This window comes from Undibacterium sp. GrIS 1.2 (assembly GCF_040544435.1).
In the GTDB taxonomy this organism is placed as follows: Bacteria; Pseudomonadota; Gammaproteobacteria; order Burkholderiales; family Burkholderiaceae_D; genus Undibacterium.
Genome location: NZ_JBEONP010000013.1, coordinates 1 through 23981, shown reverse-complemented (window position 1 = coordinate 23981; position 23981 = coordinate 1). Strand labels below are relative to the sequence as shown.

Genomic DNA, 23981 nt, shown 5'->3' with positions numbered 1-23981 from the left:
TTATGTAATCTGGCCGAGATTTAGATTGGCCTCATCCAAAACAAAACACATCAGGAGATTAATCTATGTCTAACGCTTTTTCCCTCAATTTAAAAGACAGTAGTTTATTGCGTAATCATGCTTACATTAATGGCGCCTGGTTTAGTTTTAGTGATAATTTTGAAGTCAATAATCCAGCGGATCAATCGATTATCGGTACCGTACCTAACTTGGGTGCTAGTGCCGCACAAACGGCAATTGACGCTGCACAAGCGGCTTTTCCGGCATGGGCTGCCAAGACCGGCAAAGAGCGCGCCGCGGTAATGCGTAAATGGTTTGATCTGATGATTGCCAATGCCGATGATCTGGCGATGTTAATGACTGCCGAGCAAGGCAAACCTTTAGCCGAAGCCAAAGGCGAAGTAATTTACGGCGCCAGTTTTATCGAATGGTTTGCCGAGGAAGCAAAGCGGGTAACCGGCGATGTCATGGCATCGACCTGGACTGACAAACGAATGGTGGTATTAAAACAGCCTATCGGCGTTTGCGCATCAATCACGCCTTGGAACTTCCCGATTGCTATGATTACGCGCAAAGTTGCCCCCGCGATTGCGGCTGGTTGCAGTATCGTGATTAAGCCAGCGGAACAAACCCCGTTATCCGCCTTGGCAATGGCAGAGCTGGCACATAGAGCGGGTCTGCCAGCAGGCATTATTAATATTGTTACCGCCGATTCAGAGCGTTCGATTGCCGTTGGCAAAGTGTTGTGCGACAGCCCGGTTGTGCGGCATTTATCTTTTACTGGATCAACTCCAGTAGGCCGTATTTTAATGCAGCAATGTGCACCGACAGTAAAAAAACTGGCTCTGGAATTGGGCGGGCATGCGCCATTTATCGTATTTGATGATGCTGATCTGGACGCCGCGGTGGAAGGTGCGTTGCAATCAAAATTCCGTAATGCCGGACAAACTTGTGTGTGTACCAATCGCTTCTATGCTCATGAGTCGATTTACGACGCCTTCGTTGAAAAACTGGCTGCGGGCGCTAAGAAAATCCAGGTCGGTAACGGTATGGAGTCAGGCATCAGCCAAGGTCCGATGATTGATGAGCAGGCAGTAGCCAAAGTAGAAGAGCACGTTGCTGATGCGCTGGCGAAAGGCGCTACGATTTTAGCTGGTGGTAAAAAACATGCAGCCGGCACTTTATTCTATGAGCCGACGGTACTGTCTAACATTACCAATATGATGAAAATTATGGTCGAGGAGACCTTTGGCCCAGTAGCTGCCGTCATCAAGTTTACAACGGAAGATGAGGTGATTGCGGCGGCTAACAATACTGATTTTGGACTGGCATCGTATTTCTATTCCCGTGATATCGGTCGCGTATGGCGCGTTGCTGAAAAGCTTGAATATGGCATGGTCGGTATTAATACTGGTTTGATTTCGAATGAGGTCGCGCCGTTCGGTGGCGTTAAACAATCTGGACTGGGACGCGAGGGTTCTAGCTATGGAATGGACGAATATCTTGAAATGAAATATTTGTGTATGGGCGGCATTTAAATTTCCCTTGATGATCCTGATGAATAAAATTCTGCTAATTGCGATTGAATATGTCTAATAGTCCTACACCAGAAGCGACTCCGCCATCACCACCACTGCCTTCTCACTTGCAAGTGGTGAGCGCTGGCGCTCTCGCAACGTTGCTTGCAGCGTTGGCAATGTTGGGGCCATTTTCAATTGATACTTATCTGCCTGCATTTCCGGCAATTCAGTCGAGTTTGCAGGCGAGTCCGATCGAAGTTCAGCAGACATTAACTGCCTACATGCTGTCTTTTTCCGTCATGACGCTTTGGCACGGCGCTTTGTCGGACGCGTTCGGGCGCCGGAATGTGATTTTGGTGTCGCTAGCCGTTTTTGCCGTCGCTTCTTTTGGCTGCGCATCTGTCCATACGATTCATTATTTGTGGGGCTTCAGGATTTTGCAGGGTGTTTCTGCGGGCGCTGGTGTGGTGGTTGGACGCGCGATCATCCGTGATATGTACTCAGGCGCTCCCGCTGAGCGCTTGCTTTCTCTGGTAACAATGATTTTTTCTATTGCTCCGGCAATTGCACCTATTTTAGGCGGTTGGATAGTCAGCTATTTCAGCTGGCGTAGTATTTTCCTCTTACTTTTTGTCTATACCCTGATTTTATTTTGGGCGTGCTACAAGCGGCTGCCAGAATCTTTGCCGATCGAAAAGCGTCAGCCTTTTAGTGCAGAGTTTTTGTGGAAAAGTTACAAGATGGTGTTTAAGTCCCCGCTATTTCATCTTAAAGCCGGCACGATTGCGTTTAATTTTGCAGGCCTTTTTTTGTATGTTTCCGCCGCGCCAGCGTTTATTACTCAGCATTTAAAGCTAGGGCCAGATCAATTTGGCTGGCAATTTATTCCCTCAGTCGCGGGCATATTTTTAGGTGCACTGGCGGCGAATCGCCTTGCAGGGAGAATTTCTGTTTGGAAGCAAGTCAATATCGGCTTTTGCTTCCTGATCGGAGCCTCTTTATTTAACGTGATTTACCACGCGATTTGGCCAGCTATGCTGCCTTGGTCAGTGATGCCCTTGTTTTTCTACTGTTTTGGTATGTCTCTGGTTGCTCCTGGCGCTACCTTGCTTGTCCTCGATTTGTTTCCTACAATCAGAGGGATAGTGGCCTCTTGCCAGTCTGCTGCTGTCACGATGCTCGGAGCAGTAGTGGCTGGTATGGTAGCGCCTGCACTGGATCATTCCAGCCTGACCTTGGCTATCGGGCAATTGGTATTTGCATCTCTGGGAATGATCTCTTGGTACTCGGGGCGTTTGTACTGGCGCAGTATGACAAATCAGAAGCAAAATGCATGGGAGACCGTGGGTTAAAAATATTTTGTTGATGAGACTTGAAATATGACCATGCCACCTTATTTACTTGGTGCTCTGCAGCATTTTGAAATTTTAACTATAATGCGAACCAAATCGAAGTTCAGCAGTCCAACGATTTAGCACGTTGTAATAAAAATACTTCGTGTGTTTTTTTGAGACAGCTCGTTGAATCTGGTTTGTTACGTGTTTTTGATTTCATCAAGTTGTCATTTTCCGCAGGTATAGTGGCCTCTGTCATTGAGTCATTTTTAGGACTCAAGGCTGTTAAAGACCTGCAAATTTGTTTTTGTGCACTCGATTTGTTGTGTTGCAGCAAAGACTAAACTTACTATTTTCTGGATATTACCCTATGAAAAAATCATTACTCGCACTCGCTCTAATGGGTGCTTTCTCCGGTGCAGCATTTGCTCAATCCTCCGTTGTTATCTACGGTATCGCAGATGCTGGTTTCCAAAGTTTGGATAACGGCGCAGCAGCAGGTAAAACTTCTAAGATCCAAAGCGGTCAAGAAAGCGGTTCACGTATTGGCTTCAAAGGTACTGAAGATTTGGGCGGCGGTCTGAAAGCCAACTTCGTATTAGAGCAAGGCTTGAATCTGGATGATGGTTCATCCGGTCAAGGTAACCGCACTTTCGGTCGTCGTTCAACAGTTGGTCTGGCTGGTGACTTCGGGGCCGTTGATTTAGGTCGCGATAAAACACCAACTTTCAAATTTTTTGACAACTTTGATCCGTATGTTTCAGGTTTCATCAATAGCGGCAACGGTTTGTCTTCCTTGTATTTCATCGGTGGTACTCCGACGGCATCTACAAGTAATTCTTCTGGTCGTATCAACAATGCAATCATTTACTACACACCAGGTAACCTGAACGGTTTCTATGGCGTTGGCGCTTATGGTTTCGGCGAAGTTGCTGGTAACAACAGCATCGGCCGCTCTATGGGTCTGAATGCTGGCTACAAAGCAGCTGGTTTGGATGTTGGTTACTCATACGCTAAAGATACGTCACAAGCTACCGCTTTGACAGGTCCAGTAGTTGGTAAAAACGGTAACACGATTGCCGCTTCTTACGACTTTGGCGTGGTTAAGCCAGTTGTGATTTTCCAAAAAGTTAAAGGTAATTCAGTAGGTACTATTCCTGCAGTTGACCAAAAAATCTTTACTATTGGCGCAACAGCACCTATCGATGCTTCAAGCAAAGTTATCGCTACTTACACTAAGATCAAGGATTCTTCTTTGACTTCTACAAATCTGGCTGTAGCGCAGACTGTAGGCGATGCTAAGCAGTTCTCTATCGGTTACCAATATGCTTTGTCTAAGCGTACTGATTTGTATGCTGCTTACGCAGGTACAACACAAGACGTTAATTCTCAAAAAGCTGGCGCAGCAGTTGCTGGTGCTGACGTAAAAGAACTGACATTTGGTATTCGTCACCTGTTCTAATCAAATTTAGGCTTAGGCCTGAATTGATTTAAAAGTAATTGATGGGGTAGTCAGAAATGACTACCCCATTGTCTTTGTTGTATTCTCGCGTTAACTCCATTTTTAATTTCCCAAGTATGTCTGACACCAAACCTGCTGACGTTACATCCAAACCACTTTTTTATGATCCGACTGAGCGCCGTATTCGTAGTTTTGTGACACGTGCCGGGCGCTTATCTGATGCGCAGGCGCGTGCTATTGCGACGCTGGGGCCACAATTTTTAGTCCCTTATCAAAAAACCATATTGGATGTAAATAGTCTTTTTGGTCGCGCGGCACCTACCATTTTTGAAATTGGTTTTGGTATGGGCGAAACGAGCGCCAAGATTTCTGCCGGCATGCCCGAGAAAAATTTTATCGGCGTTGAAGTGCATACGCCAGGTGTTGGTAGCTTGCTCAAGCTGACGGATGAACTGGGTTTGTTGAATCAGCGCGTCATCCAACATGATGCATTCGAAGTTTTGACTAATATGATTGCGCCAAACTCTTTAGCAGGCGTCCATGTCTTTTTCCCGGATCCATGGCATAAAGCGCGTCACAATAAACGTCGTTTGATCCAAAGTCCTTTGGTCGCTTTACTAGCCTCGCGGATTGCTCCCGGTGGTTATTTGCATTGCGCGACGGATTGGGAAGAGTATGCAGTGCAAATGTTAGAAGTATTAGGCGCAGAGCCAACTTTACAGAATACGGCTGAAGGCTATGCTCCGCGTCCGGATTACCGTCCCGTGACTAAATTTGAAAATCGTGGCTTAAAATTGGGCCATGGTGTCTGGGATTTAGTATTCAGTAAAATATAAAAAGAGCGTCGCTCTCTGCTATGTTGAGTCAAAGTCTTGCTCTGCAAAAATATGGTGATACATAGCAATCGTAGTAAATCGTTATAATGATTTCATGCTAAAACAAAGAACTATCAAAACATCAGTCAAAACAATCGGCGTAGGCGTGCATTCTGGCACCAAAGTCGATTTGATTTTGCGTCCGGCACCCACTGATACGGGTATCATTTTTACCCGCATTGACCTTGACCCACCGGTTGTTTTCCACGCTACGGCACTCAATGTCGGCGACACCCGTATGGCATCGACCTTGTCGAATAATGGCGCTACAGTTTCTACCGTTGAACACTTATTGTCGGCTTGTGCTGGTCTTGGTATAGACAACTTATACATTGATGTGAGCGCTGAAGAAATTCCTATCATGGATGGCTCTGCCTCTTCTTTCGTCTATTTATTACAGCAAGCAGGTATGCAGGAGCAGAATGCTGCGAAGAAATTTATTCGTGTTTTAAAGCCCGTTGAAATACGTGAAGGTAGCGGAAAAAGTGAAAAATGGGCACGCCTCGAACCATTTAACGGCTTCAAACTGCATTTTTTTATCGAATTTAATCATCCTGCAGTCGATGGCACGACCCAAACGGCCGAAGTCGATTTCGCCAAAGTCTCGTATGTGAAAGATGTTGCGAGGGCGCGTACTTTTGGTTTTATGCAAGATGTGGAAATGTTGCGTGGGATTGGTCTGGCGCGTGGTGGTTCTATGGAGAATGCCATTGTGATGGATGAATATCGTATCCTTAATGCGGATGGTTTGCGCTTTGATGACGAGTTTGTGCGCCACAAAATATTGGACGCCATTGGCGATCTCTATCTTATCGGCCATCCTTTTTTAGCGAGTTACACAGCGCATAAGTCAGGACATGGTTTGAATAATCAGCTGTTGCGGGCTTTATTAGCTCAGCCAGATGCGTATGAAGTTGTGACGTTTGATGAAATAGAATCCGCGCCAGATTCTTATGGTTTGCAAGAACAGCGGGAATGGGCTTTAACCTGATATCTTGACTATACTCCTGCCTTGTATAGTAAAAATATGCCGTATCGTCCAGTAATTCTCTGGACGATTAAAAATACTCCCCATTTTTATTGATTATGTTTCACTCTGATGTCGCTTAACCAGATTGTGTAAAGCGGCAATCAGACCCGCATTTTGCGGCGTATTTTCTAAGGTATTCTCAAGCACATTAAACGCATTCACTGCCTGGTTCGACAGGCTACATTGCTTGACGTAAGGTTTGGGCTCGACTTTTCTCTTGACTTGTACTTTGATACGGATTGCGTTAATCTGCCATCCCCGCTGTACTAAAGCGTCTTGTAGTTTTGGACATTGTTGTTTTAGCTTGGTGGCTAGCGCAGCGTTAGGCGCGGATAGAGTTAATTGCCCTTCCTCCAGTTGCAGCACATCACAGGCATTGAACATCGCGGGCAACAAGTTTCCACAGTCTTTTTGTAATTTGGCATTGCGCCTGATCGTAGGTAATAAAGGCGAAATTTGATCGTTGCTACGTAAAAAGTCAGCGGCACCCGTGGTTACTGGCAGTTTACGGCCGCGCTTGATGTTGAGTCTATAGGGAGGTGGTGAAGATGCTTGCATGGATGGAACCTTACCACAAACAACCAGATTTGATCGAGTTGCCTGCTCACGATCGCATGAGTACTTGGCCGACACTCACATTGCTGCCGGATTCTCTGCTAAATAGTAGTTTTATTTCTTCTCTTATTTATTCTATTAGTCATGGAGTGAATTGATGCAAATCATCGTCATGCATTCACGCTTTACCCAAGCCAAATCCATCACGCTTAGTTCCCGACATATTATCGTAGCCGTTGTTGGCTTTTTATTGCTGACCATTTTGTGCTCCGCTTTGATGGCGGCATTGACGCTACGCCTTGCCAGCGGAGAAATACCGTTTTTAAGCAACTACGTCCCAGTCGCGCTAGCCAATGACCCCAATGCTAAAGACCGTTATGTGAAAGAAAACATTGCCGCGATGGCAGTCAAGCTAGGGGAAATGCAGGCGCAGTTAATACGTTTAGATGCCTTGGGCGAGCGAGTGCAAGGCTTGGCAGGTGTTAAACCCGAAGAATTTAATTTCCGTGAAGTACCAGGCCGCGGCGGACCAGAAAACTCCTCAGCTCCCGCAAAAGAACTGAATATGAGCGAATTCCAAGCCGCATTAGATGCGATGGGTAAAGATCTTGAGAATCGCTCTGATTACATGAATGTGGTGGAAACCAAGCTCATGGGTTTTAAAGTGCAGTCCAAGTTATTGCCGACCATTACACCAGTCAACGTCAGCTATAACGCGTCTGGCTTTGGCTGGCGGCTTGATCCGTTCTCTGGGCGCAGCGCTTTTCATGAAGGTATTGATTTTCCCGCGCCAACCGGCACGCCTATCGTTGCAGCGGCAGGCGGCGTGGTAATTGCGGCAGAATTTCATCCAGAATTTGGCAATATGATTGACATCGACCACGGTGGAGAAATCATTACCCGTTATGCCCATACGTCCAAAGTCTACGTAAAAGTAGGGGATATCGTAAAACGCGGTCAACATATTGCCGATATCGGTTCGACTGGACGTTCCACTGGTGCGCATTTGCATTTTGAGGTACATGTGAAAGGCATACCGCAAAATCCTCATAAATTCCTAAGTGCCGGCGCTAATCAAGCTAGCATGGCCGAGCTGGGTCAAAAATAAGTCTCGAATAAATATATCCCAAGTGGCAATGCTGATTTTTTCGCCTCTAGCCGTAATCCAGCGGGTTTAATCATATTGTTGTTTAAGAAGTAATCATTGGCTTGCAACTACTTTGCAAGCTAACAAGACAATTTCGTGCCATCTCCACTTGATATTGTTGTCTTTGTCTCCAATTCTTCCATCATGCTTGATTTTGTCATTGTGCAATTGTTAGTAAATGATGCGCGCATGGTAAAATCGAAAGTTAGTCTATTGTTGTTGCTGTTGTAAATTTGTAGCGCTAGTGTTAACGATGTACGGGCGCCGTCAGCAATTTTTTCAGAATTCACTCATCCATTCATAGCATGTCATTCCTGACCAAAATATTCGGTAGCCGCAATCAGCGCCTTCTGAAGCAATACCAAAAAACCGTGCTTGATATCAACGCACTGGAACCTACGCTGGAAGCCTTGTCGGATGAGGCATTAAAAGCTAAGACGGAGGAGTTTAAAACCCGCGTTGCTAATGGCGAGACACTAGATGCAATCCTGCCAGAGGCGTTTGCCGTTTGTCGTGAGGCAAGTAAGCGTGTTTTAAAAATGCGCCATTTTGATGTGCAGATGATAGGCGGTATGGTGCTGCATTACGGCAAAATTGCAGAGATGGGCACCGGCGAAGGTAAAACTTTGATGGCGACCTTGCCAACTTACCTGAATGCCTTGTCTGGCAAGGGTGTGCACGTGGTAACCGTCAATGATTATCTGGCGCAGCGTGATGCCGAGTGGATGGGTAAATTGTACGGCTGGTTGGGTTTGACTACCGGTGTTAACTTATCGCAGCTCGATCATGATGATAAGCAGGTTGCTTACACATCCGATATCACTTACGGTACCAACAACGAGTTCGGCTTTGACTACCTGCGCGACAATATGGTGTATGAAGCCAAAGACCGTGTACAACGTGGTCTGAACTTTGCCGTCGTTGATGAAGTCGATTCTATTCTGATCGATGAAGCGCGCACTCCGCTGATTATCTCTGGTCAGGCTGAAAATCATACAGAGCTGTACTACAAAATAAACGAAGTCCCTAAGCTGCTGACTTTGCAAATCGGTGAAGAAAAACATGATGGCACCGGCAATGTTGAAGTTCCTGGCGACTACACCAAAGATGAAAAAACACATCAGGTATTGCTGACCGAAGCTGGTTACGATCACGCTGAACGTATTCTGACCCAGATGGGTTTGTTGCCAGAAGGCGCATCCCTGTACGACGCTGCCAACATCACTTTAATTCATCATCTGTACGCTGCTTTGCGTGCGCATGCGTTGTATTTCCGCGATCAGCACTATGTCGTACAAGATAATGAAATCGTTATCGTCGATGAATTTACTGGTCGTATGATGACAGGACGTCGCTGGTCTGATGGCTTGCATCAAGCTGTTGAGGCCAAAGAAGGTGTGAAGATTCAGAATGAGAATCAAACGCTGGCATCAATCACCTTCCAAAACTACTTCCGTATGTATAACCGTCTGTCCGGTATGACTGGTACAGCCGATACAGAAGCGTATGAATTCCAGGAAATCTACGGACTGGAAACAGTCGTGATTCCGCCAAACCGTCCATCCCAACGTAAAGATCGTCAGGATCAGGTTTACAAGTCAGCCCAAGAAAAATACGGCGCGATGCTGGTGGATATTCAAGATTGTTACGAGCGCGGTCAGCCGGTCTTGGTTGGTACGACATCGATTGAAAACTCTGAACTCTTGTCTGGAATTTTGGAAAAAGCCAAGTTGCCACATAATGTGTTGAACGCCAAGCAGCATGCGCGTGAGGCAGAAATTATTGCCCAGGCAGGTCGTCCAAAAGGTATCACTATCGCCACCAACATGGCCGGCCGTGGTACGGATATCGTCCTCGGCGGTAACGTCGCCAAGCAAGTACAGCTGATCGAAGCAGACGACAAACTGTCTGACGCGCAAAAGCAGCAAAAATCTCAGCAACTGCGTGATGAGTGGCAGTCTTTACACGAGCATGTTGTCAATGCTGGTGGTTTGCATATCGTCGGTACCGAACGTCACGAATCACGTCGCGTAGATAATCAATTGCGCGGCCGTTCTGGTCGTCAGGGCGATCCTGGATCTTCCCGTTTCTATTTGTCTCTGGATGATCCGCTCTTGCGCATTTTTGCAGGTGATCGCGTACGCGCCATCATGGACAGACTCAAAATGCCGGAAGGCGAACCGATTGAAGCTGGTATCGTCTCCCGTTCGATTGAATCTGCTCAGCGCAAAGTAGAAGCGCGTAACTTTGACGTGCGTAAGCAATTGCTTGAGTACGATGACGTCGCCAATGATCAGCGTAAAGTGATTTACCAGCAGCGTAATGATTTGCTGGAAGCACAAGACATGTCCGAACTGATTTCTTCTTTGCGTGCGGGTATGTTCGCCGACGTGGTGCGCACTTATGTGCCAGCAGAATCGGTGGAAGAGCAATGGGATATTCCGGCATTGCAAGCAACGCTGGCAAGCGAATGGGCGCTGGATTTGCCTTTAGACAAAATGCTGGAAAATGAGCAAAGTCTGAATGATGAAGACATTTTAGAGCGCGTACAAAAAGCAGCGGATGAAGCTTACGAGGCAAAAGTAGCCTTGGTCGGTAAAGATTCTTTCGCAGGATTTGAGCGTAGTGTGATGTTGCAGAGTATCGACAGTCATTGGCGCGAACATCTGGCAGCGCTCGATCATCTGCGCCAAGGTATTCATTTACGCGGTTATGCGCAGAAAAATCCTAAGCAAGAATACAAGCGCGAAGCGTTTGAATTATTTGGACAGATGCTGGATTTGATCAAAAATGAAGTCGTCAAAACGGTTTCAACAGTGCGTATCCAATCACGTGAAGAAATCGAAGCTGCTGAAGAAAAAATGACACAATCACAAGTTGAGAATGTTCATTTTCAACACGCAGATTTTGATGCAAATGCGACCCCAGAAGAAATGTTGGCACCGACCGCTTTGGCTGAAAACAATGATCAGGCCCAAATGGAATATGCTCTCAAGGTTGGTCGTAATGATCCTTGTCCTTGCGGTAGTGGCAAGAAATATAAGCAGTGTCACGGTAAGCTGGCTTAATTTGATTATTTAGGTTGATGATTTAGCTTGTTTGCACTGATGCAATAGAAGCATGTGGCACAAAATAAAAAAGGCGGAGATTTCCGCCTTTTTTATTGCCTGCTACTTTTTCAGAATTTTTAACTGAGTTCTTAGTAGATACGATTCTATACATTCAAAAATCAGTAAATTATATACTCCCTGTTAGTATAATTAATTGTCCATATATTTATTGGTCGTTAAGGTAATTTTATGAAAATGTTGGGGGAGTATATTTAAATTCAATCGTCGAAGATATTGTAAAAAGAAATATTTTTCTGTGTTGCAACGTAAATTTTAAAAATACGACCCCTGCGTACGCTTGTTTTAATGTTGTTTGTCAGAATTTGTATACACTCAAGCCTGTTGCATTCAATTGCTGTATTTAAAATAATCATTTGCCTATGCCACATAATATTTCCGTCATCACAACGATTGCCTCCGCCTTTGGATTGGCGTTGCTAATCGGCTTTATTGCTGTCCGTCTCAAACTGCCCGCATTAGTGGGTTATCTGATTGCCGGTATTTTGATAGGTCCTGCCACGCCCGGCTTTGTGGCCGACGTTAATCTGGCAGGGCAACTAGCAGAAATTGGTGTGATGTTGCTAATGTTTGGCGTTGGCTTGCATTTCTCGTTAGAAGATTTATTGTCGGTAAAGCGCATCGCTTTGCCCGGCGCGATCGTACAAATTGTTGTTGCTACTGCGATGGGGGCAGGCGTCGCGTATTGGTGGGGCTGGGACTTGGGGGCGGGGATCGTATTTGGCCTGGCATTGTCGGTTGCCAGCACGGTGGTGTTATTACGTGCGCTGGAAAGTCGTAATGAGCTGGATTCAGAAAATGGCCGAATTGCAGTCGGAAGGCTGGTGGTAGAAGATTTAGTGATGGTGTTAGTGCTGGTCTTATTGCCGCCGCTGGCTGGTTTGCTCGGTGCAGAAGGCGTTAATCATGCTGCCGTACCAGCGCCACATCACAGTCTGGGAGTGACGATCTTAATCACGCTGGCGCAGGTGGTGGCCTTTATTGCGTTTATGCTGATTGTGGGACGACGGCTCTTCCCTTGGATATTGGCTCAAGTGGAACGGACTGGTTCGCAAGAACTGTTCACGCTGTGCGTGGTAGTTGCCGCAATCGGAATTGCTTATGGGTCGGCGATGTTGTTTGGCGTGTCGTTCGCACTCGGCGCTTTTTTTGCCGGGATGGTGCTGCGCGAATCCGAACTGAGTCTGAGAGCTGCCCAAGAAACCTTACCCTTGCGTGACGCCTTTGCCGTGCTGTTTTTTGTCTCAGTCGGGATGCTGTTTGATCCACGCATTTTGCTCGCCCAGCCTTGGCAAGTATTAACAGTAGTGCTGATTATTATTTTTGGAAAATCAGTTGCCGCTTTCTTGTTAGTACTGGCATTCCGCTACCCGCTCAATACGGCACTGACGGTCTCTGCCAGTCTGGCGCAGATCGGGGAGTTTTCATTTATCCTTGCGGGCTTGGGAGTCTCGCTAGGATTGTTGTCAATGGAAGGGCAAAACCTGATCTTGGCTGGAGCGATTATTTCGATTGCGCTCAACTCCTTGGTATTTAAAGGCTTGGACTTATTTAAACACAGCAAGGCAATCAAACCATGAAGTAAATGGATACAAAACTCAGCAAATAATGTTGTAAATAATGACTGCGCCACAAGTCAACACTACAAGTCAATACACCTAATCAATGACGCATTTTTTTGCTCACTCCAACGCTCGCAGCCATGGATTTTATGGTTGGGTATTATCGTTGGCGTTACCGTTGGCCTTATTGCTGGCCTTACTGCTGATATTTATTTCGTTGCAGTTATTGATGTGCAGTTCAGCACAGGCTGAGGAAGTTTCAAAAGCAGTTGCGCGGCCTGATTGTAATCGCCCATTTACTCTTGCGCTGCATGATCACGGCTTGCTGTACTCGGCAAAAACAGGCGAGGGAATTGATAAAGAGATTGCGGACGAAATGAGCCGGCGTAGCGGTTGCAAAGTCATTGTCAGCGTGTTGCCACGTGCACGTATCTGGCAATTGATTGAGTCCGGTGCGTTAGATTTTAGTTTGTCCGGCATTAGTAACGCTGAGCGCGACCGCTTTGCCAGTTTTGCCTGGTATTTTTCGAACAAATATTATTTACTGGTGCGCAAAGAACTCAATATCCAGCAACTGAAAGATTTTGAAAATAATCCTGATCTGCAACTGGGGGTGATCCGTTCTTTTCGATACAGTCCTAACGCGAATCGTTTATTGGATAAGTTACACGCAGAGCAAAGAGTCCGGTATGCGTCGGATTTAGACCCTTTGTATCAGATACTGGAAGCCAACCGGATTCAGGCAATGATCATCGAGCCTTTTGATTATTCTCAGGTCGCAAATACAGCGATACGTGATCACACGATCGTGATTGATATGGACGATTCTTCAGTGCCGCATGGGTTGATTATGTCCAAGCGATCTTTGTCTGCCAAAGAACAAGAAAAATGGCGTGCCTTGATAAAAGGCATGCGCGAAGACGGCAAAGTCCTCACCATTTTTGAGAAATATTTTCAGCCAGAACTGGCTAAAGCGATGGTCAATTTTTAAATATAATGAACCGGATGAACCATCAAACCAGTTACTATCTAAATCATCAACTGAGTCGTCACTTTAGCCGCCAGTTAGTGGTTTTGCTCATTCTGAGCATGTCTTTAGGACTCAGCTATTTACTCTGGAAACACGAGAAAAATAATGCCTTGCTAGAGGTTCGCGCCACATTAGATTTTAATGTCCGCGACATTTCTAGCCGCATAGAGCAGCGTATGGCCTCGTCCGAGCAAGTGTTGCGTGGTGCGCAAGGTGTGTTTACGATTTCAGAATCAGTGCAACGTAAAGACTTTGCCAATTACATCAATATGCTGCAGCTCGGTGCTGATCATGCCGGGATGGAAGGTGTCGGTATTATTTTGTCGGTTGCCAGTGATAGCTTTGAGCAGCACATTGCCGTTATGCGGCAACAAACATCCGGCGAGTATCAAATTTATCCACTACCCAATCCGGCAATCACATTTGCTGCGCCCATCATTCAGTTAGAACCTGCAATAGGTCGCAACCGCAAGATGCTAGGCTTTGATACCTATTCAGACCCCGTGCAAAAAGTGGCGATGGAGCGCGCACGTGATTCTGGTGCGATTGCCGTCACAGCGATGCTTAAGTTGCCGGCAGCAGACAATGTGCCCGCACAGAATGGCTTCTATATTTATCTGCCGATTTACAAAGATGGCAGCCCGCACGACACGCAAGAGACACGGCGCGCTAATTTGTTGGGCTGGGTGTTTGCCCCTTTTCGTGTTGCCGAAGTCATGGCCAGTTTGTATGGCGAAAATCCGCGCGCGACTGATATTTGTATTTACGATGGGGTTGAGCCGACTGCCGCCAATTTGATGTATGACTCTGCCACTCTGCGTCGTGATGCCAGCGTAACTAAGCCAGCACGACTAGATCTGAACAAGGTGATTAAGCCACAACTGCTGCAAGCGACTGAGTATGTCAGCAACGGTGGTCGCTCCTGGACGATTGTGATGACCAGCTCATCGGGTGTTGATAAAGCGATTGGTAACGATAAATCGACCTTGATCGCAGCCAGCGGCATTTTGCTTAGTGCGTTGTTGTCCGTGTTGGCCTGGGTGTTGTTGTCCGGACGTGAACGGGCGTTGACACTAGCACGAGAAATGACCAAAGAACTGCGCGAAAGCGAAGCACGTTTCCGGTATCTGGCGCAGTACGATGAGCTATCTGGTTTGCCAAATCGTGCGATGTTCAAGGATCGTCTGAGGCATGCGATTGTGCAGGCAAAACGTGACAAAAGTTTACTAGCACTGATGTATCTGGATCTGGATAAATTTAAACCCATCAATGACAATCTCGGCCATCACGTCGGGGATATGTTATTGCGTGCGGTAGCAGAGAGAATGCAGCAATGTGTACGCGAGTCAGATACCGTTGCCAGAATGGGCGGTGACGAGTTTATGATTCTGTTACCTGTGATTGAGCTAGAGCAGGACGCCTTACTCGTCGCAGAAAAAATCCGTGCCGCTATCAGCGAGCCATTTGAAGTCTCGGGCGGCCACATCTTGCAAGTCTCTTGTAGCATCGGCATTGCACTGTATCCGCAACATGGCAATGATGAAATTGAGTTGTCGAAGAATGCCGACAATGCAATGTACCGTGCCAAGGAATTAGGGCGTGATCGGGTTAAAGTTTTTGACCCAGCTTGACACCTCTTTGCTAGCTGGTATTCCCCAAAGCGATTCGCAAACGTTGTACTAATTCCAGCAAGCGCGGTCTGACTTCGTTCAGCAAAAAATCGGGCGATAAGCTAAACGCCGGGCCGCCACAATTGATGGACACAGGCGCCATGCCGTTGCCGGGATAAAACGCTACCGCAATCGCGTTCACATCTTTTTGCCAGCTACCAAAGGAGGTGCAACAAGTGAGTTGGTCGTACTCGTCCAGCGATTGTTGTATGCCTTCTTGCACCGCAGACCATTGCACCTCGTCGGCCTGGCGTATCAATTCTAAAATCTCATGTCGCTCGTCGGCCTTGACTGCGGCCAGATATGCCCGCCCCATTGCGGTACTTGCGAGTGGAATCCGAGAGCCTATATCCAGACTCAAGGTCAGTGCAGTCTGGCTGCGGCAATTTTCTACATAAATCATGCTGAGTCGGTCGCGCATGCCCAGCGACACCATGCCTTGCGAAAAATCTGCCAGCTCCTGCATCAGCGGTCGCGCCAGTTGCCGCACGTCTAGCCGCGCCAGCATCGCGCTGCCCAGCGCCAGTGTGGCCGAACCCAAACGGTATTTGCCCATGCTTGCGACATAATCCAGATGCCCGGTTTTGGTCAGTGTGTAAGTCAGGCGCGACACCGTCGATTTAGGTAGCTTGCAGCGTTCTGCCAACTCCTGATTCCCTAACGCCTTATCCCCGGATCGAAAGCAGGCCAGTAGCTCCAGTCCACGTGCTAAAGCGGTGACAAAATGACGATCTTCTTTGGCTTGGGTGCTTGCCGCACTGGGGGATTTTTGGTCTGGCTTGATCAGATTTTGCATGCGTCTTGACAGGTGATGTGGGAGGAAATACAGTGAATTATATTTGCAGAACTTAATTCTGCATAGCGGAATTGTCGTTGTTGATAGATGCAAATAAGACAAAGTGATTAGAACGAATTGATCAGACAGAGTTGATGAGGCCAAGCGATCAGGCTACGCGATCAAACCAAATAACAGGATTCTTATGAATGAAAACAAACAAGCCGCTGGCGCACCCAGTACGCGCCCCGTGTTTAATTCCGGTGATCTGATTGTCGGCGTCATCGGCTGTGGAGTGATGGGGCGAGGCATTGCGCAAATCGCTGCGCTCGCTGGCACACAAGTCAAACTGGTGGATAGTCGCGCTGGTGCAGCTCAGGCCGCACGTCAAGAGTTGATCGTCACTTTTAGCAAGCTGGTAGAAAAAGGTCGTCTGACGCAAGCCGCTGCCGATGCAGCCGAGCAGTGTTTGCACGACTGCAATCAGTTGCCCGATCTTGCTGATGCGCACATGATAGTTGAAGCGATTGTGGAAGATTTGACGGCGAAGAAAACGCTCTTCCACCAACTTGAATCCATCATCAGCCCGACTGCCATTCTGGCAACCAACACATCCTCCTTATCGGTAACGGCCATCGCTGCGGGTTTGCAGTTTCCGCAACGGGTTGCTGGTTTCCATTTCTTTAATCCGGTACCGCTGATGAAGATCGTCGAAGCCATTGGTGGCTTTTTGACCGATCCAACTATCGTCGACTATCTGATCGCTCTCGGCACACATTGGGGACATGCCACAGTACGCGCCAAAGATACGCCTGGCTTTATCGTCAATCATGCAGGTCGTGGTTATGGCACGGAAGGTCTGCGGATTTTGGCGGAAAATACGACGGATATTCCGACGCTGGATCAAATTTTGCGGGACTGTGCGGGCTTCAAATTAGGCCCGTGTGAACTGATGGATTTGACCGGGCTGGACGTATCACATCCGGTGATGGAATCAATTTATCAGCAATATTATGAAGAGCCACGATTCCGGCCGCAAGGCTTGACGCGTCAGATGTTGACTGCTGGTGTGATCGGTAAAAAAGTCGGGCAGGGCTTCTATCAATACGATAATGCCGGTAAAAAAATCAGTGTTGATAGCGCAAAGCAATCAAGCCTTTTGCCATCATCGATCTGGATTAGTCCGGCAGATAAAGCGACCAGCGCAGAAGTACGCACGCTGATCACCCAACTGGCGATACAAGTGGGCGTAGCGATAGAAAATGAAGATAGCCCCAGCGCCACTGCCTTATGCATCGTCACACCGCTGGGCGAAGATGCTAGTACTTGTTGTGCTAGTCAAGCGCTGGACGCCAGTCGCACCGTGGCAATAGAAAGTTTGTTCGACTTAAGCAAGCGCCGCGTCGTCATGACAACGCCAGCGACCACAGCTGCTTACCGCGCCATGGCATGTGGTTTACTCAGCGCAGATGGCGCTGCTGTCAGCGTGATCCACGACAGCGCTGGCCTGGTCGCGCAACGCGTGGTAGTACACATCATCAACATCGCCAGCGATATTGCGCAACAGGCCATCGCCAGCCCGGCAGATATTGATCGTGCCGTCAAATTAGGTTTGGGTTATCCACACGGTCCGCTGGCTTGGGGTGATGTAGTCGGTGTCAAGACCGTGTTGACGATACTCGACAATTTGCTCAAACAGACGGGCGACCCGCGTTACCGCGCCAGCCCTTGGCTGAAACGCCGGGCGCTATTGGGACTATCTTTGCATCATGAGGAAGCTTGAGTTTGTTAGCGTTTAGCGCAATCCAAGTGGGTATCAATTACGAATGCAATATTGACTGGATGACAGGTGCGGAGCCTGATACATCAACGTTAAATACATATACTCCCATCAATATTTTATAAATATAGCCAATTGTCTAGGCTTTATATGGACGATTAAAATATACCCAGTTAGAGTATATAAATAACATTAAGAGCGAGACAACGATGAATCTCCATTTCACCCCAGAAGAACAGGCATTCCGGCATGAGGTAAAACAGTTTATTGCTGCTTCCTTACCGGCTGATATTCAACACAAAGTCAACAACGGCCTCATCTTGGAGCGCGACGATTATGTGCGCTGGCAGCAGGCTTTGCATGCACATGGCTGGGGTGGATCATCCTGGGCAAAAGAGTTTGGTGGTACTGGCTGGTCGGCGGTGCAAAAGTATATTTTTGAAGAAGAATGTGCCGCCGCCTGTGCGCCACGTATCGTGCCCTTTGGTGTGAAAATGGTCGCGCCGGTGATCATGGCGTTTGGTTCGTCCGCACAACAACAGCGGTTTTTGCCCGGCATTTTATCGGGAGAAGAATGGTGGTGCCAAGGTTACTCAGAGCCCGGCTCCGGTTCTGATCTAGCCTCGGTCAAAACCTCCGCACGACGCGAGGGCGATCACTACCTGGTCAACGGTCAAAAGACCTGGACTACCCAAGCCCAATATGCCGACTGGATATTTTGCTTGGTGCGCACTGATCACGAAGTAAAACCACAACGCGGAATTTCATTTTTGCTGATCGATATGAAGTCCCCCGGCATTACGGTACGTCCTATCATCACGATGGATGGCGCGCATGAGGTCAATGAAGTCTGGTTCGACAATGTGAAGGTGCCGGTAGAGAATCTAGTCGGGGAAGAAAATGCTGGCTGGACTTATGCCAAATTTTTGCTTGGGCACGAGCGTACCAACATCGCTGGTATCGGCATCGCTAAGCGCGAGTTGGCACGGCTTAAACGTATCGCCAGTCAAGAGAAAAAAAACGGAAAACCATTGATTCAGGACCCGTATTTTTCTCTCCGCATCGCGCAAATCCAAATCGATTTAGGCGCACTGGAAATCACCAACCTGCGCGTATTGTCGGCAGAAGAACAACGCCGCACACCGGGACCGGAAGCTTCTATTCTAAAAATTAAAGGGACAGAAATCCAGCAAGCGATTATAGAGCTGATGACCCAGGCGGTAGGTACTTATGCCTTGCCATTACGCCGCGAGGCAATGGCAGCAGGTTATGACGGCGAACACGCCGGACCAGCTTATGCCAGCTCACTCGCCGCTAATTATCTGAATATGCGCAAGTTATCGATCTACGGTGGCTCTAACGAGATTCAGAAAAATATTATTGCGCAGATGATCTTGGGTTTGTAAGACATTGATCTGCCCAAAAGAATTTGACCGCTCAGGTTTTAGCAAGTTTGGTTAATCGCAATTGATAAAAAGAATTTTTTGTCGGCGATGGACGCTTCAGCTGAACTCGGCGCTGTAACAAAAAGCAAAATCATCAGGAGTAAAAAATGGATTTCACTTTTACCGAAGAACAAACCATGTTGCAAGACGCAACGCGTCGTTTTATCGCAAACGAAGCCAGCTTTGATATTCGTCGCAAGACTTTAGAAAAGCAGAGTCATAGCTTCAATTCCGCGATCTGGCAAGGCTTTGCCGAACTCGGTTTGTTAGCCTTGCATATGCCAGAAGCGGAGGGTGGACTGGATGGCACGGCAACAGACACTTTGCTCGTCATGTCCGCAATCGGCGAGGGATTAGTGCTGGAGCCCTATCTCGCCAGCGCCGTCTTGGCTAGCAAAGCCATCGCCACTATGGGCAATGCCCAGCAGCGTGACGACCACCTGCCGCAACTCGCCAGCGGCGCGATCACAGCCGTGCTGGCACATGATGAGGTCAGCACACGTTTCGATCGCCTCAACGTCCAGACCAAGGCCACGCCAGTTGATGGCGGCTATCTATTGAGCGGTCATAAAAGCGTTGTGCCTCACGGCGGGGCTGCTGATATTTTATTGGTCACAGCACGTTTGCCCGATGACAAATTAGCCGTCTTTATCCTCCCCAAGGTCGCAACCGGTTTGCGCGTGTTGTCGTATGCCACCGTGGATGGCGTCGCTGCCGCCGAGCTAGAATTTGATCAAGTTAGCGTTAAAGCCTCGGCGATATTAGCTGCGGCCAACGATACAGAAGTCGCTATCGGCAACCTGCTCGATATTGGCCTCGCGGCGGTTTGTGCAGAAGCCATCGGCGTCCTGGACAAGCTGCTCGCAGCCACCATCGACTATGCCAAAAATCGCAAGCAATTCGGCGTCGTCATCGGTAAATTCCAAGCGCTGCAACATAAAATGGCCGACATGGTGCTACACATAGAACAAGCCCGTTCGATGGCATATCTGGCCGCAGTCAGTTGCGAAGACCCGGATTTAAAAAGCCGCAGCATAGCGCTGTCCTCAGCCAAAGTCGTGATCGGACAAGCCTGCCGTTTTGTCGGCCAGCAAGCGGTGCAACTACACGGTGGTATGGGAGTGACAGATGAACTCAATGTCAGTCATTACTTCAAGCGGCTGATGGCGATTGAGTTGCAGTTTGGGAGTACTGATCATCATTTGGAAATGGTGGCTGGGAGTTTGACGGAGAGTTCGACCTAAGCAATGGCAGCGATGAACAGTTGCTATTCTGCGGCAGGAAAATCTACAATCTCAAGAGGTGGGACTGACAAGAGATTTGATATTGACATCCTCCGCAATGTATTCTGCGCTCAGCTCATACTTAACACATGGTACGTGCAGCGTCTGCCTCAGTAACTGTAGATAGACTGATGCTAAAAATCAGGTGTTTCTCAAATATCTCACCTTCAATCCGCACTTTATGAAGCAAATTTTTCTGGCTATTATTTTTCTTACCGTCTGCCTTTCATCCTATGCTTTCAATGTAAGTGTGATTGAGAGGCAAGCGATTCTGGATGCGGCTCGACCAGTTGCCTCTACCAAGGCGGGTCAGTCAGTACGACTCCAAGTAAATAAATTGAATGTTGATCAAGCTTGGGCAGTTTTGGTCGGCAATATCGTTTCCGCCAACGGCAAAGGCATCGACTGGGATTTGACGGGCGGTGAATGCAACCCCAGTTTGGACAAAATGTTATGGGTTGTTCTGCACAAAACGCACCAGCAATGGAAGGTGAAGCATATTGAGATCTGCGCAGATGAACCGCCTTATTGGACCATAGAGCAATACGGTGGCTTAGTCTGGCCGTGCGGCGTTTATGCTGGGCTGGAGGATGGTAGTGGGGAGACATTGGATGTTCAATGCCGGAAACAACACAAGCTCAATCCTCATATAGACAAGTAATTCAGTTGATTTTTAACCGCACATTTGCTTCTAAACGCTTCTTTATTTACCGCTTCTATCCCAACAAAATACCCTACAATAACGGCTCGATCTCATTGCTAGGAAACCTCATGGCCGTTAATTCTCCCATCCCTGTCGCCGCTGATTTAAAACCTGTTGCGGGTATCCAGCTTGGCTATGCCGAGGCAGGTATTAAAAAACCGAATCGTAAAGACATTGTGGTGATGGCACTGGCACCTTCTGCCACCGTCTCTGGTGTGTTTACGACAAATCGTTTTTGTGCTGCTCCGGTCCAGGTATGTAAGGCGCATCTGGAAGGTCTGCACATCACGGCCGGTCCCATCCGTGCGTTGGTGGTAAATACGGGTAATGCCAATGCCGGGACGGGTGATGCTGGTCTGGCTGCGGCTAATGCCACTTGTGCCGCGCTGGCGGAGTTGATGCAGTGCGAGGCATCGCAGATTTTGCCTTTTTCAACGGGGGTGATTCTGGAGCCGTTGCCGGTAGATAAATTAATTGCCGGCTTGCCGCAAGCACTTGCTAATCTGAAAGAAGACAACTGGTTTCTGGCCGCAGAAGCGATCATGACGACCGACACTCAGCCAAAAGCTGCGTCCGCTACGGTGGTAATTAATGGTCAAACTGTGACCATGACGGGCATCAGTAAAGGTGCTGGCATGATCAAGCCGAATATGGCGACAATGCTGGGTTACCTGGCGCTGGATGCGAAGGTCGCGCAACCTGTGCTGGATCACATGGTTAAACAGGCTGCGGACAAATCATTTAATTGCATCACGATTGATGGCGACACCTCGACCAATGATTCTTTTATGCTGATCGCTACTGGTGCTGCCGACGTAGAAGTCACAGAGATCGATTCTCCAGAATATAAATTGTTGGCGGATGCGGTGATCGCCTTGTCGCAAAAACTGGCGCACATGATTATTCGGGACGGTGAGGGTGCAACTAAGTTTATGACGATCGCGGTAGAGGAAGGTCGTGATGTAGAAGAGTGCCGCAAGATTGCCTATTCGATCGCGCATTCTCCTTTGGTCAAAACAGCATTCTTCTCATCGGACCCCAACCTTGGCCGTATTCTGGCTGCGATTGGTTATGCTGGCGTACTGGATTTAGATGTCAGCAAACTCAACTTGTATCTGGATGATGTCTGGGTCGCCAAAAACGGCGGGCGTAATCCTGATTATCGTGAGGAAGACGGTAAGCGCGTGATGCAGCAAAGCGAGATCACGATTCGCGTCAAACTGGCGCGCGGTGCGGCAGAGGCTACCGTCTGGACTTGCGATTTGTCGCACGATTATGTATCGATTAATGCTGACTATCGTTCTTAAACCGAGTTTTTAATCTGTGCTCTTAATCTTTTCTTAGGCTTGGTTCTGAAGCTTGGCGCTGAGCTGGACCAAAGTTCTCAATAAGTTAGGACTTACGCAAAAATGCCCCAGCTGCGTTGCAGCGACTAGCCTTATTAGTACTGTATTCGTCGCTACGCCTTGCTGGGACAATGTTGCGTAAGTCCTATAAATTTCTCCCTAAAACTCGCCGGACTGTATGACTCAATTAGATCAATTTTTAATCCGTGCCGAGCAGGTATTAAACCGTTTAGAAACACTATTGCCACCTGTAATGCCTGTGCCGGATTTTTCCTTGGCGACGGCATTTCGCTGGCGTAAGCGTGGCAGCGGCAGTAGCGGAGCCTATTTGCAAGCGGTGCGTCATGCGTCTCATATTGCCTTAAGTGATCTGCATAACATCGCTAACCAGAAGCAGCAGATAGAGCAAAATACTTTGCAATTTGTGAATGGCAAACCTGCCAATAATGTATTGCTGACCGGCGCGCGTGGCACGGGTAAGTCGTCTTTAATCAAAGCTTGCCTGAACCAATTTGCCGATCAGGGTTTGCGTTTGATTGAAGTGGATAAATCGGATCTGGCTGATTTGCCGGATATTGTCGATCTGGTGGCGGAACGCCCGGAGCGCTTTATCATTTTTTGCGATGACCTTTCGTTTGAAGATGGTGAAGCAGGTTACAAGGCATTGAAGGTTGCACTCGATGGCAGCATCGCGACACAGTCTGATAATGTGCTGATCTATGCGACCTCAAATCGGCGCCATTTGTTGCCGGAGAAGATGTCGGATAACGCTAGTTATACTCATACTGATGATGGTGATCTGCATCCCGGTGAGACGGTGGAGGAGAAAATCTCTTTGTCCGAGCGCTTTGGCCTGTGGGTGTCGTTTTATCCGTTTAAGCAAGATGATTACCTCAACATCGTGGCGCATTGGCTTGGCAGCATGGGTTGTAACGCCGAGCAAATTACCGCAGCACGCGGTGATGCTTTGCGCTGGGCTTTGCAACGGGGATCGCGCTCGGGCCGTGTCGCCTGGCAATTTGCCCGTGATTACGCAGGCAAGTTAGCGTAATTCTTTTGGTATGTATTTATATACTGGGGTAGAGTACAAGTTTTTTTATTGCCCATTGTCCAAACAATACTTGGGCGAATTCAGCTACGAAGAGCAACGGGAGGTAAGTTTTAGTGGGAGTATATCCAAATTATAAAAAACCTCAAACGGCGTTCGATAGCCTAGGCATTTCCTAGGGCGATGATTGAGTTGATTGACTGCCCGTTGTAACTGGGCTTGAGTGATTTCCTTGAAGTTGGTGTTCTTTGGAAAGTAGTATCGTAATAAGCCGTTCGTGTTCTCGTT

Annotated in this window: 18 protein-coding genes and 1 pseudogene; 16 read left to right on the top strand and 3 right to left on the bottom strand. The window is 47.9% G+C overall.

Going from position 1 to position 23981, the window contains the following annotated elements:
- Positions 1 to 65: 65 nt before the first annotated feature.
- From AAKU61_RS07570 to lpxC, 5 genes are all read left to right on the top strand, one after another.
- Positions 66 to 1538 carry an NAD-dependent succinate-semialdehyde dehydrogenase gene (locus AAKU61_RS07570; RefSeq protein WP_354331013.1) on the top strand — a complete coding sequence of 491 codons (1473 nt, stop codon included), beginning with the start codon at positions 66 to 68 and terminating at the stop codon, positions 1536 to 1538.
- 50 nt (positions 1539 to 1588) lie between these two features.
- A complete protein-coding gene (locus AAKU61_RS07565) occupies positions 1589 to 2872 on the top strand; it encodes a multidrug effflux MFS transporter (RefSeq protein WP_354331011.1) in 1284 nt (427 codons plus the stop codon).
- Positions 2873 to 3224: 352 nt separating this feature from the next.
- Positions 3225 to 4316: a porin gene (locus AAKU61_RS07560; RefSeq protein WP_354331009.1), complete on the top strand. Its 1092-nt coding sequence runs from the start codon at positions 3225 to 3227 to the stop codon at positions 4314 to 4316.
- Positions 4317 to 4432: 116 nt separating this feature from the next.
- On the top strand, positions 4433 to 5152 hold the full coding sequence (trmB, locus tag AAKU61_RS07555; RefSeq protein WP_354331007.1) for a tRNA (guanosine(46)-N7)-methyltransferase TrmB: 720 nt from the start codon (positions 4433 to 4435) through the stop codon (positions 5150 to 5152).
- 94 nt (positions 5153 to 5246) lie between these two features.
- A complete protein-coding gene (gene lpxC / locus AAKU61_RS07550) occupies positions 5247 to 6182 on the top strand; it encodes a UDP-3-O-acyl-N-acetylglucosamine deacetylase (RefSeq protein WP_354331005.1) in 936 nt (311 codons plus the stop codon).
- A gap of 93 nt (positions 6183 to 6275) precedes the next feature.
- Here lpxC and AAKU61_RS07545 read toward each other — a convergent pair whose 3' ends face one another.
- Positions 6276 to 6779 (bottom strand): DciA family protein, encoded by a 504-nt coding sequence (locus tag AAKU61_RS07545; protein WP_322121412.1) that lies wholly within the window; start codon positions 6777 to 6779, stop codon positions 6276 to 6278.
- A gap of 154 nt (positions 6780 to 6933) precedes the next feature.
- Here AAKU61_RS07545 and AAKU61_RS07540 point away from each other — a divergent pair, with 154 nt between their 5' ends.
- The 5 genes and pseudogenes from AAKU61_RS07540 to AAKU61_RS07520 all read left to right on the top strand — a co-directional run bounded on the left by AAKU61_RS07540 (position 6934) and on the right by AAKU61_RS07520 (position 15274).
- Entirely contained in the window at positions 6934 to 7884 is a 951-nt protein-coding gene (locus AAKU61_RS07540; RefSeq protein ID WP_354331003.1) for a peptidoglycan DD-metalloendopeptidase family protein, read from the top strand.
- Between the two features lie 344 nt (positions 7885 to 8228).
- Complete coding sequence (gene secA, locus AAKU61_RS07535; RefSeq protein ID WP_354331001.1) at positions 8229 to 10991, top strand: preprotein translocase subunit SecA; 2763 nt, start codon at positions 8229 to 8231, stop codon at positions 10989 to 10991.
- Between the two features lie 422 nt (positions 10992 to 11413).
- Positions 11414 to 12595, top strand: a pseudogene (locus AAKU61_RS07530) (cation:proton antiporter domain-containing protein); the annotation flags it as partial.
- A 247-nt stretch (positions 12596 to 12842) separates the two neighbouring features.
- Complete coding sequence (locus AAKU61_RS07525; RefSeq protein ID WP_354331154.1) at positions 12843 to 13604, top strand: substrate-binding periplasmic protein; 762 nt, start codon at positions 12843 to 12845, stop codon at positions 13602 to 13604.
- 14 nt (positions 13605 to 13618) lie between these two features.
- Positions 13619 to 15274, top strand: a complete 1656-nt coding sequence (locus tag AAKU61_RS07520) for a CHASE domain-containing protein (RefSeq protein ID WP_354330999.1) — start codon at positions 13619 to 13621, stop codon at positions 15272 to 15274.
- A gap of 10 nt (positions 15275 to 15284) precedes the next feature.
- Here the strand turns inward: AAKU61_RS07520 and AAKU61_RS07515 are convergent, their stop codons facing one another.
- On the bottom strand, positions 15285 to 16109 hold the full coding sequence (locus AAKU61_RS07515; RefSeq protein WP_354330997.1) for an IclR family transcriptional regulator: 825 nt from the start codon (positions 16107 to 16109) through the stop codon (positions 15285 to 15287).
- A 184-nt stretch (positions 16110 to 16293) separates the two neighbouring features.
- Between AAKU61_RS07515 and AAKU61_RS07510 the strand changes: the two genes are divergently transcribed.
- The 6 genes from AAKU61_RS07510 (at position 16294) to AAKU61_RS07485 (ending at position 23696) form a co-directional block, all read left to right on the top strand.
- Positions 16294 to 17871, top strand: coding sequence for a 3-hydroxyacyl-CoA dehydrogenase (locus AAKU61_RS07510; RefSeq protein ID WP_354330995.1), 1578 nt, complete (start codon positions 16294 to 16296; stop codon positions 17869 to 17871).
- Positions 17872 to 18077: 206 nt separating this feature from the next.
- Complete coding sequence (locus AAKU61_RS07505; RefSeq protein ID WP_354330993.1) at positions 18078 to 19274, top strand: acyl-CoA dehydrogenase family protein; 1197 nt, start codon at positions 18078 to 18080, stop codon at positions 19272 to 19274.
- Positions 19275 to 19420: 146 nt separating this feature from the next.
- On the top strand, positions 19421 to 20557 hold the full coding sequence (locus AAKU61_RS07500) for an acyl-CoA dehydrogenase family protein (RefSeq protein WP_354330992.1): 1137 nt from the start codon (positions 19421 to 19423) through the stop codon (positions 20555 to 20557).
- A gap of 220 nt (positions 20558 to 20777) precedes the next feature.
- Complete coding sequence (locus AAKU61_RS07495) at positions 20778 to 21257, top strand: hypothetical protein (RefSeq protein ID WP_354330991.1); 480 nt, start codon at positions 20778 to 20780, stop codon at positions 21255 to 21257.
- 110 nt (positions 21258 to 21367) lie between these two features.
- The gene (gene argJ, locus AAKU61_RS07490) at positions 21368 to 22606 is read left to right on the top strand and encodes a bifunctional glutamate N-acetyltransferase/amino-acid acetyltransferase ArgJ (protein WP_354330989.1); all 1239 of its coding nucleotides are present in this window, start codon (positions 21368 to 21370) and stop codon (positions 22604 to 22606) included.
- 217 nt (positions 22607 to 22823) lie between these two features.
- Positions 22824 to 23696 (top strand): ATP-binding protein, encoded by an 873-nt coding sequence (locus tag AAKU61_RS07485; protein WP_354330987.1) that lies wholly within the window; start codon positions 22824 to 22826, stop codon positions 23694 to 23696.
- An 84-nt stretch (positions 23697 to 23780) separates the two neighbouring features.
- Here AAKU61_RS07485 and AAKU61_RS07480 read toward each other — a convergent pair.
- On the bottom strand, positions 23781 to 23981 hold a 201-nt coding region (locus AAKU61_RS07480), incomplete at its 5' end, for a transposase (RefSeq protein ID WP_503012592.1).

Coding starts and splice junctions, on each gene's coding strand:
- trmB (WP_354331007.1), top strand. CDS start 4,433: ATGTCTGACACCAAACCTGCTGACGTTACATCCAAACCACTTTTTTAT.
- AAKU61_RS07510 (WP_354330995.1), top strand. CDS start 16,294: ATGAATGAAAACAAACAAGCCGCTGGCGCACCCAGTACGCGCCCCGTG.
- AAKU61_RS07560 (WP_354331009.1), top strand. CDS start 3,225: ATGAAAAAATCATTACTCGCACTCGCTCTAATGGGTGCTTTCTCCGGT.
- AAKU61_RS07495 (WP_354330991.1), top strand. CDS start 20,778: ATGAAGCAAATTTTTCTGGCTATTATTTTTCTTACCGTCTGCCTTTCA.
- lpxC (WP_354331005.1), top strand. CDS start 5,247: ATGCTAAAACAAAGAACTATCAAAACATCAGTCAAAACAATCGGCGTA.
- AAKU61_RS07500 (WP_354330992.1), top strand. CDS start 19,421: ATGGATTTCACTTTTACCGAAGAACAAACCATGTTGCAAGACGCAACG.
- secA (WP_354331001.1), top strand. CDS start 8,229: ATGTCATTCCTGACCAAAATATTCGGTAGCCGCAATCAGCGCCTTCTG.
- argJ (WP_354330989.1), top strand. CDS start 21,368: ATGGCCGTTAATTCTCCCATCCCTGTCGCCGCTGATTTAAAACCTGTT.
- AAKU61_RS07485 (WP_354330987.1), top strand. CDS start 22,824: ATGACTCAATTAGATCAATTTTTAATCCGTGCCGAGCAGGTATTAAAC.
- AAKU61_RS07505 (WP_354330993.1), top strand. CDS start 18,078: ATGAATCTCCATTTCACCCCAGAAGAACAGGCATTCCGGCATGAGGTA.
- AAKU61_RS07515 (WP_354330997.1), bottom strand. CDS start 16,109: ATGCAAAATCTGATCAAGCCAGACCAAAAATCCCCCAGTGCGGCAAGC.
- AAKU61_RS07540 (WP_354331003.1), top strand. CDS start 6,934: ATGCAAATCATCGTCATGCATTCACGCTTTACCCAAGCCAAATCCATC.
- AAKU61_RS07525 (WP_354331154.1), top strand. CDS start 12,843: ATGTGCAGTTCAGCACAGGCTGAGGAAGTTTCAAAAGCAGTTGCGCGG.
- AAKU61_RS07565 (WP_354331011.1), top strand. CDS start 1,589: ATGTCTAATAGTCCTACACCAGAAGCGACTCCGCCATCACCACCACTG.
- AAKU61_RS07545 (WP_322121412.1), bottom strand. CDS start 6,779: ATGCAAGCATCTTCACCACCTCCCTATAGACTCAACATCAAGCGCGGC.
- AAKU61_RS07520 (WP_354330999.1), top strand. CDS start 13,619: ATGAACCATCAAACCAGTTACTATCTAAATCATCAACTGAGTCGTCAC.
- AAKU61_RS07570 (WP_354331013.1), top strand. CDS start 66: ATGTCTAACGCTTTTTCCCTCAATTTAAAAGACAGTAGTTTATTGCGT.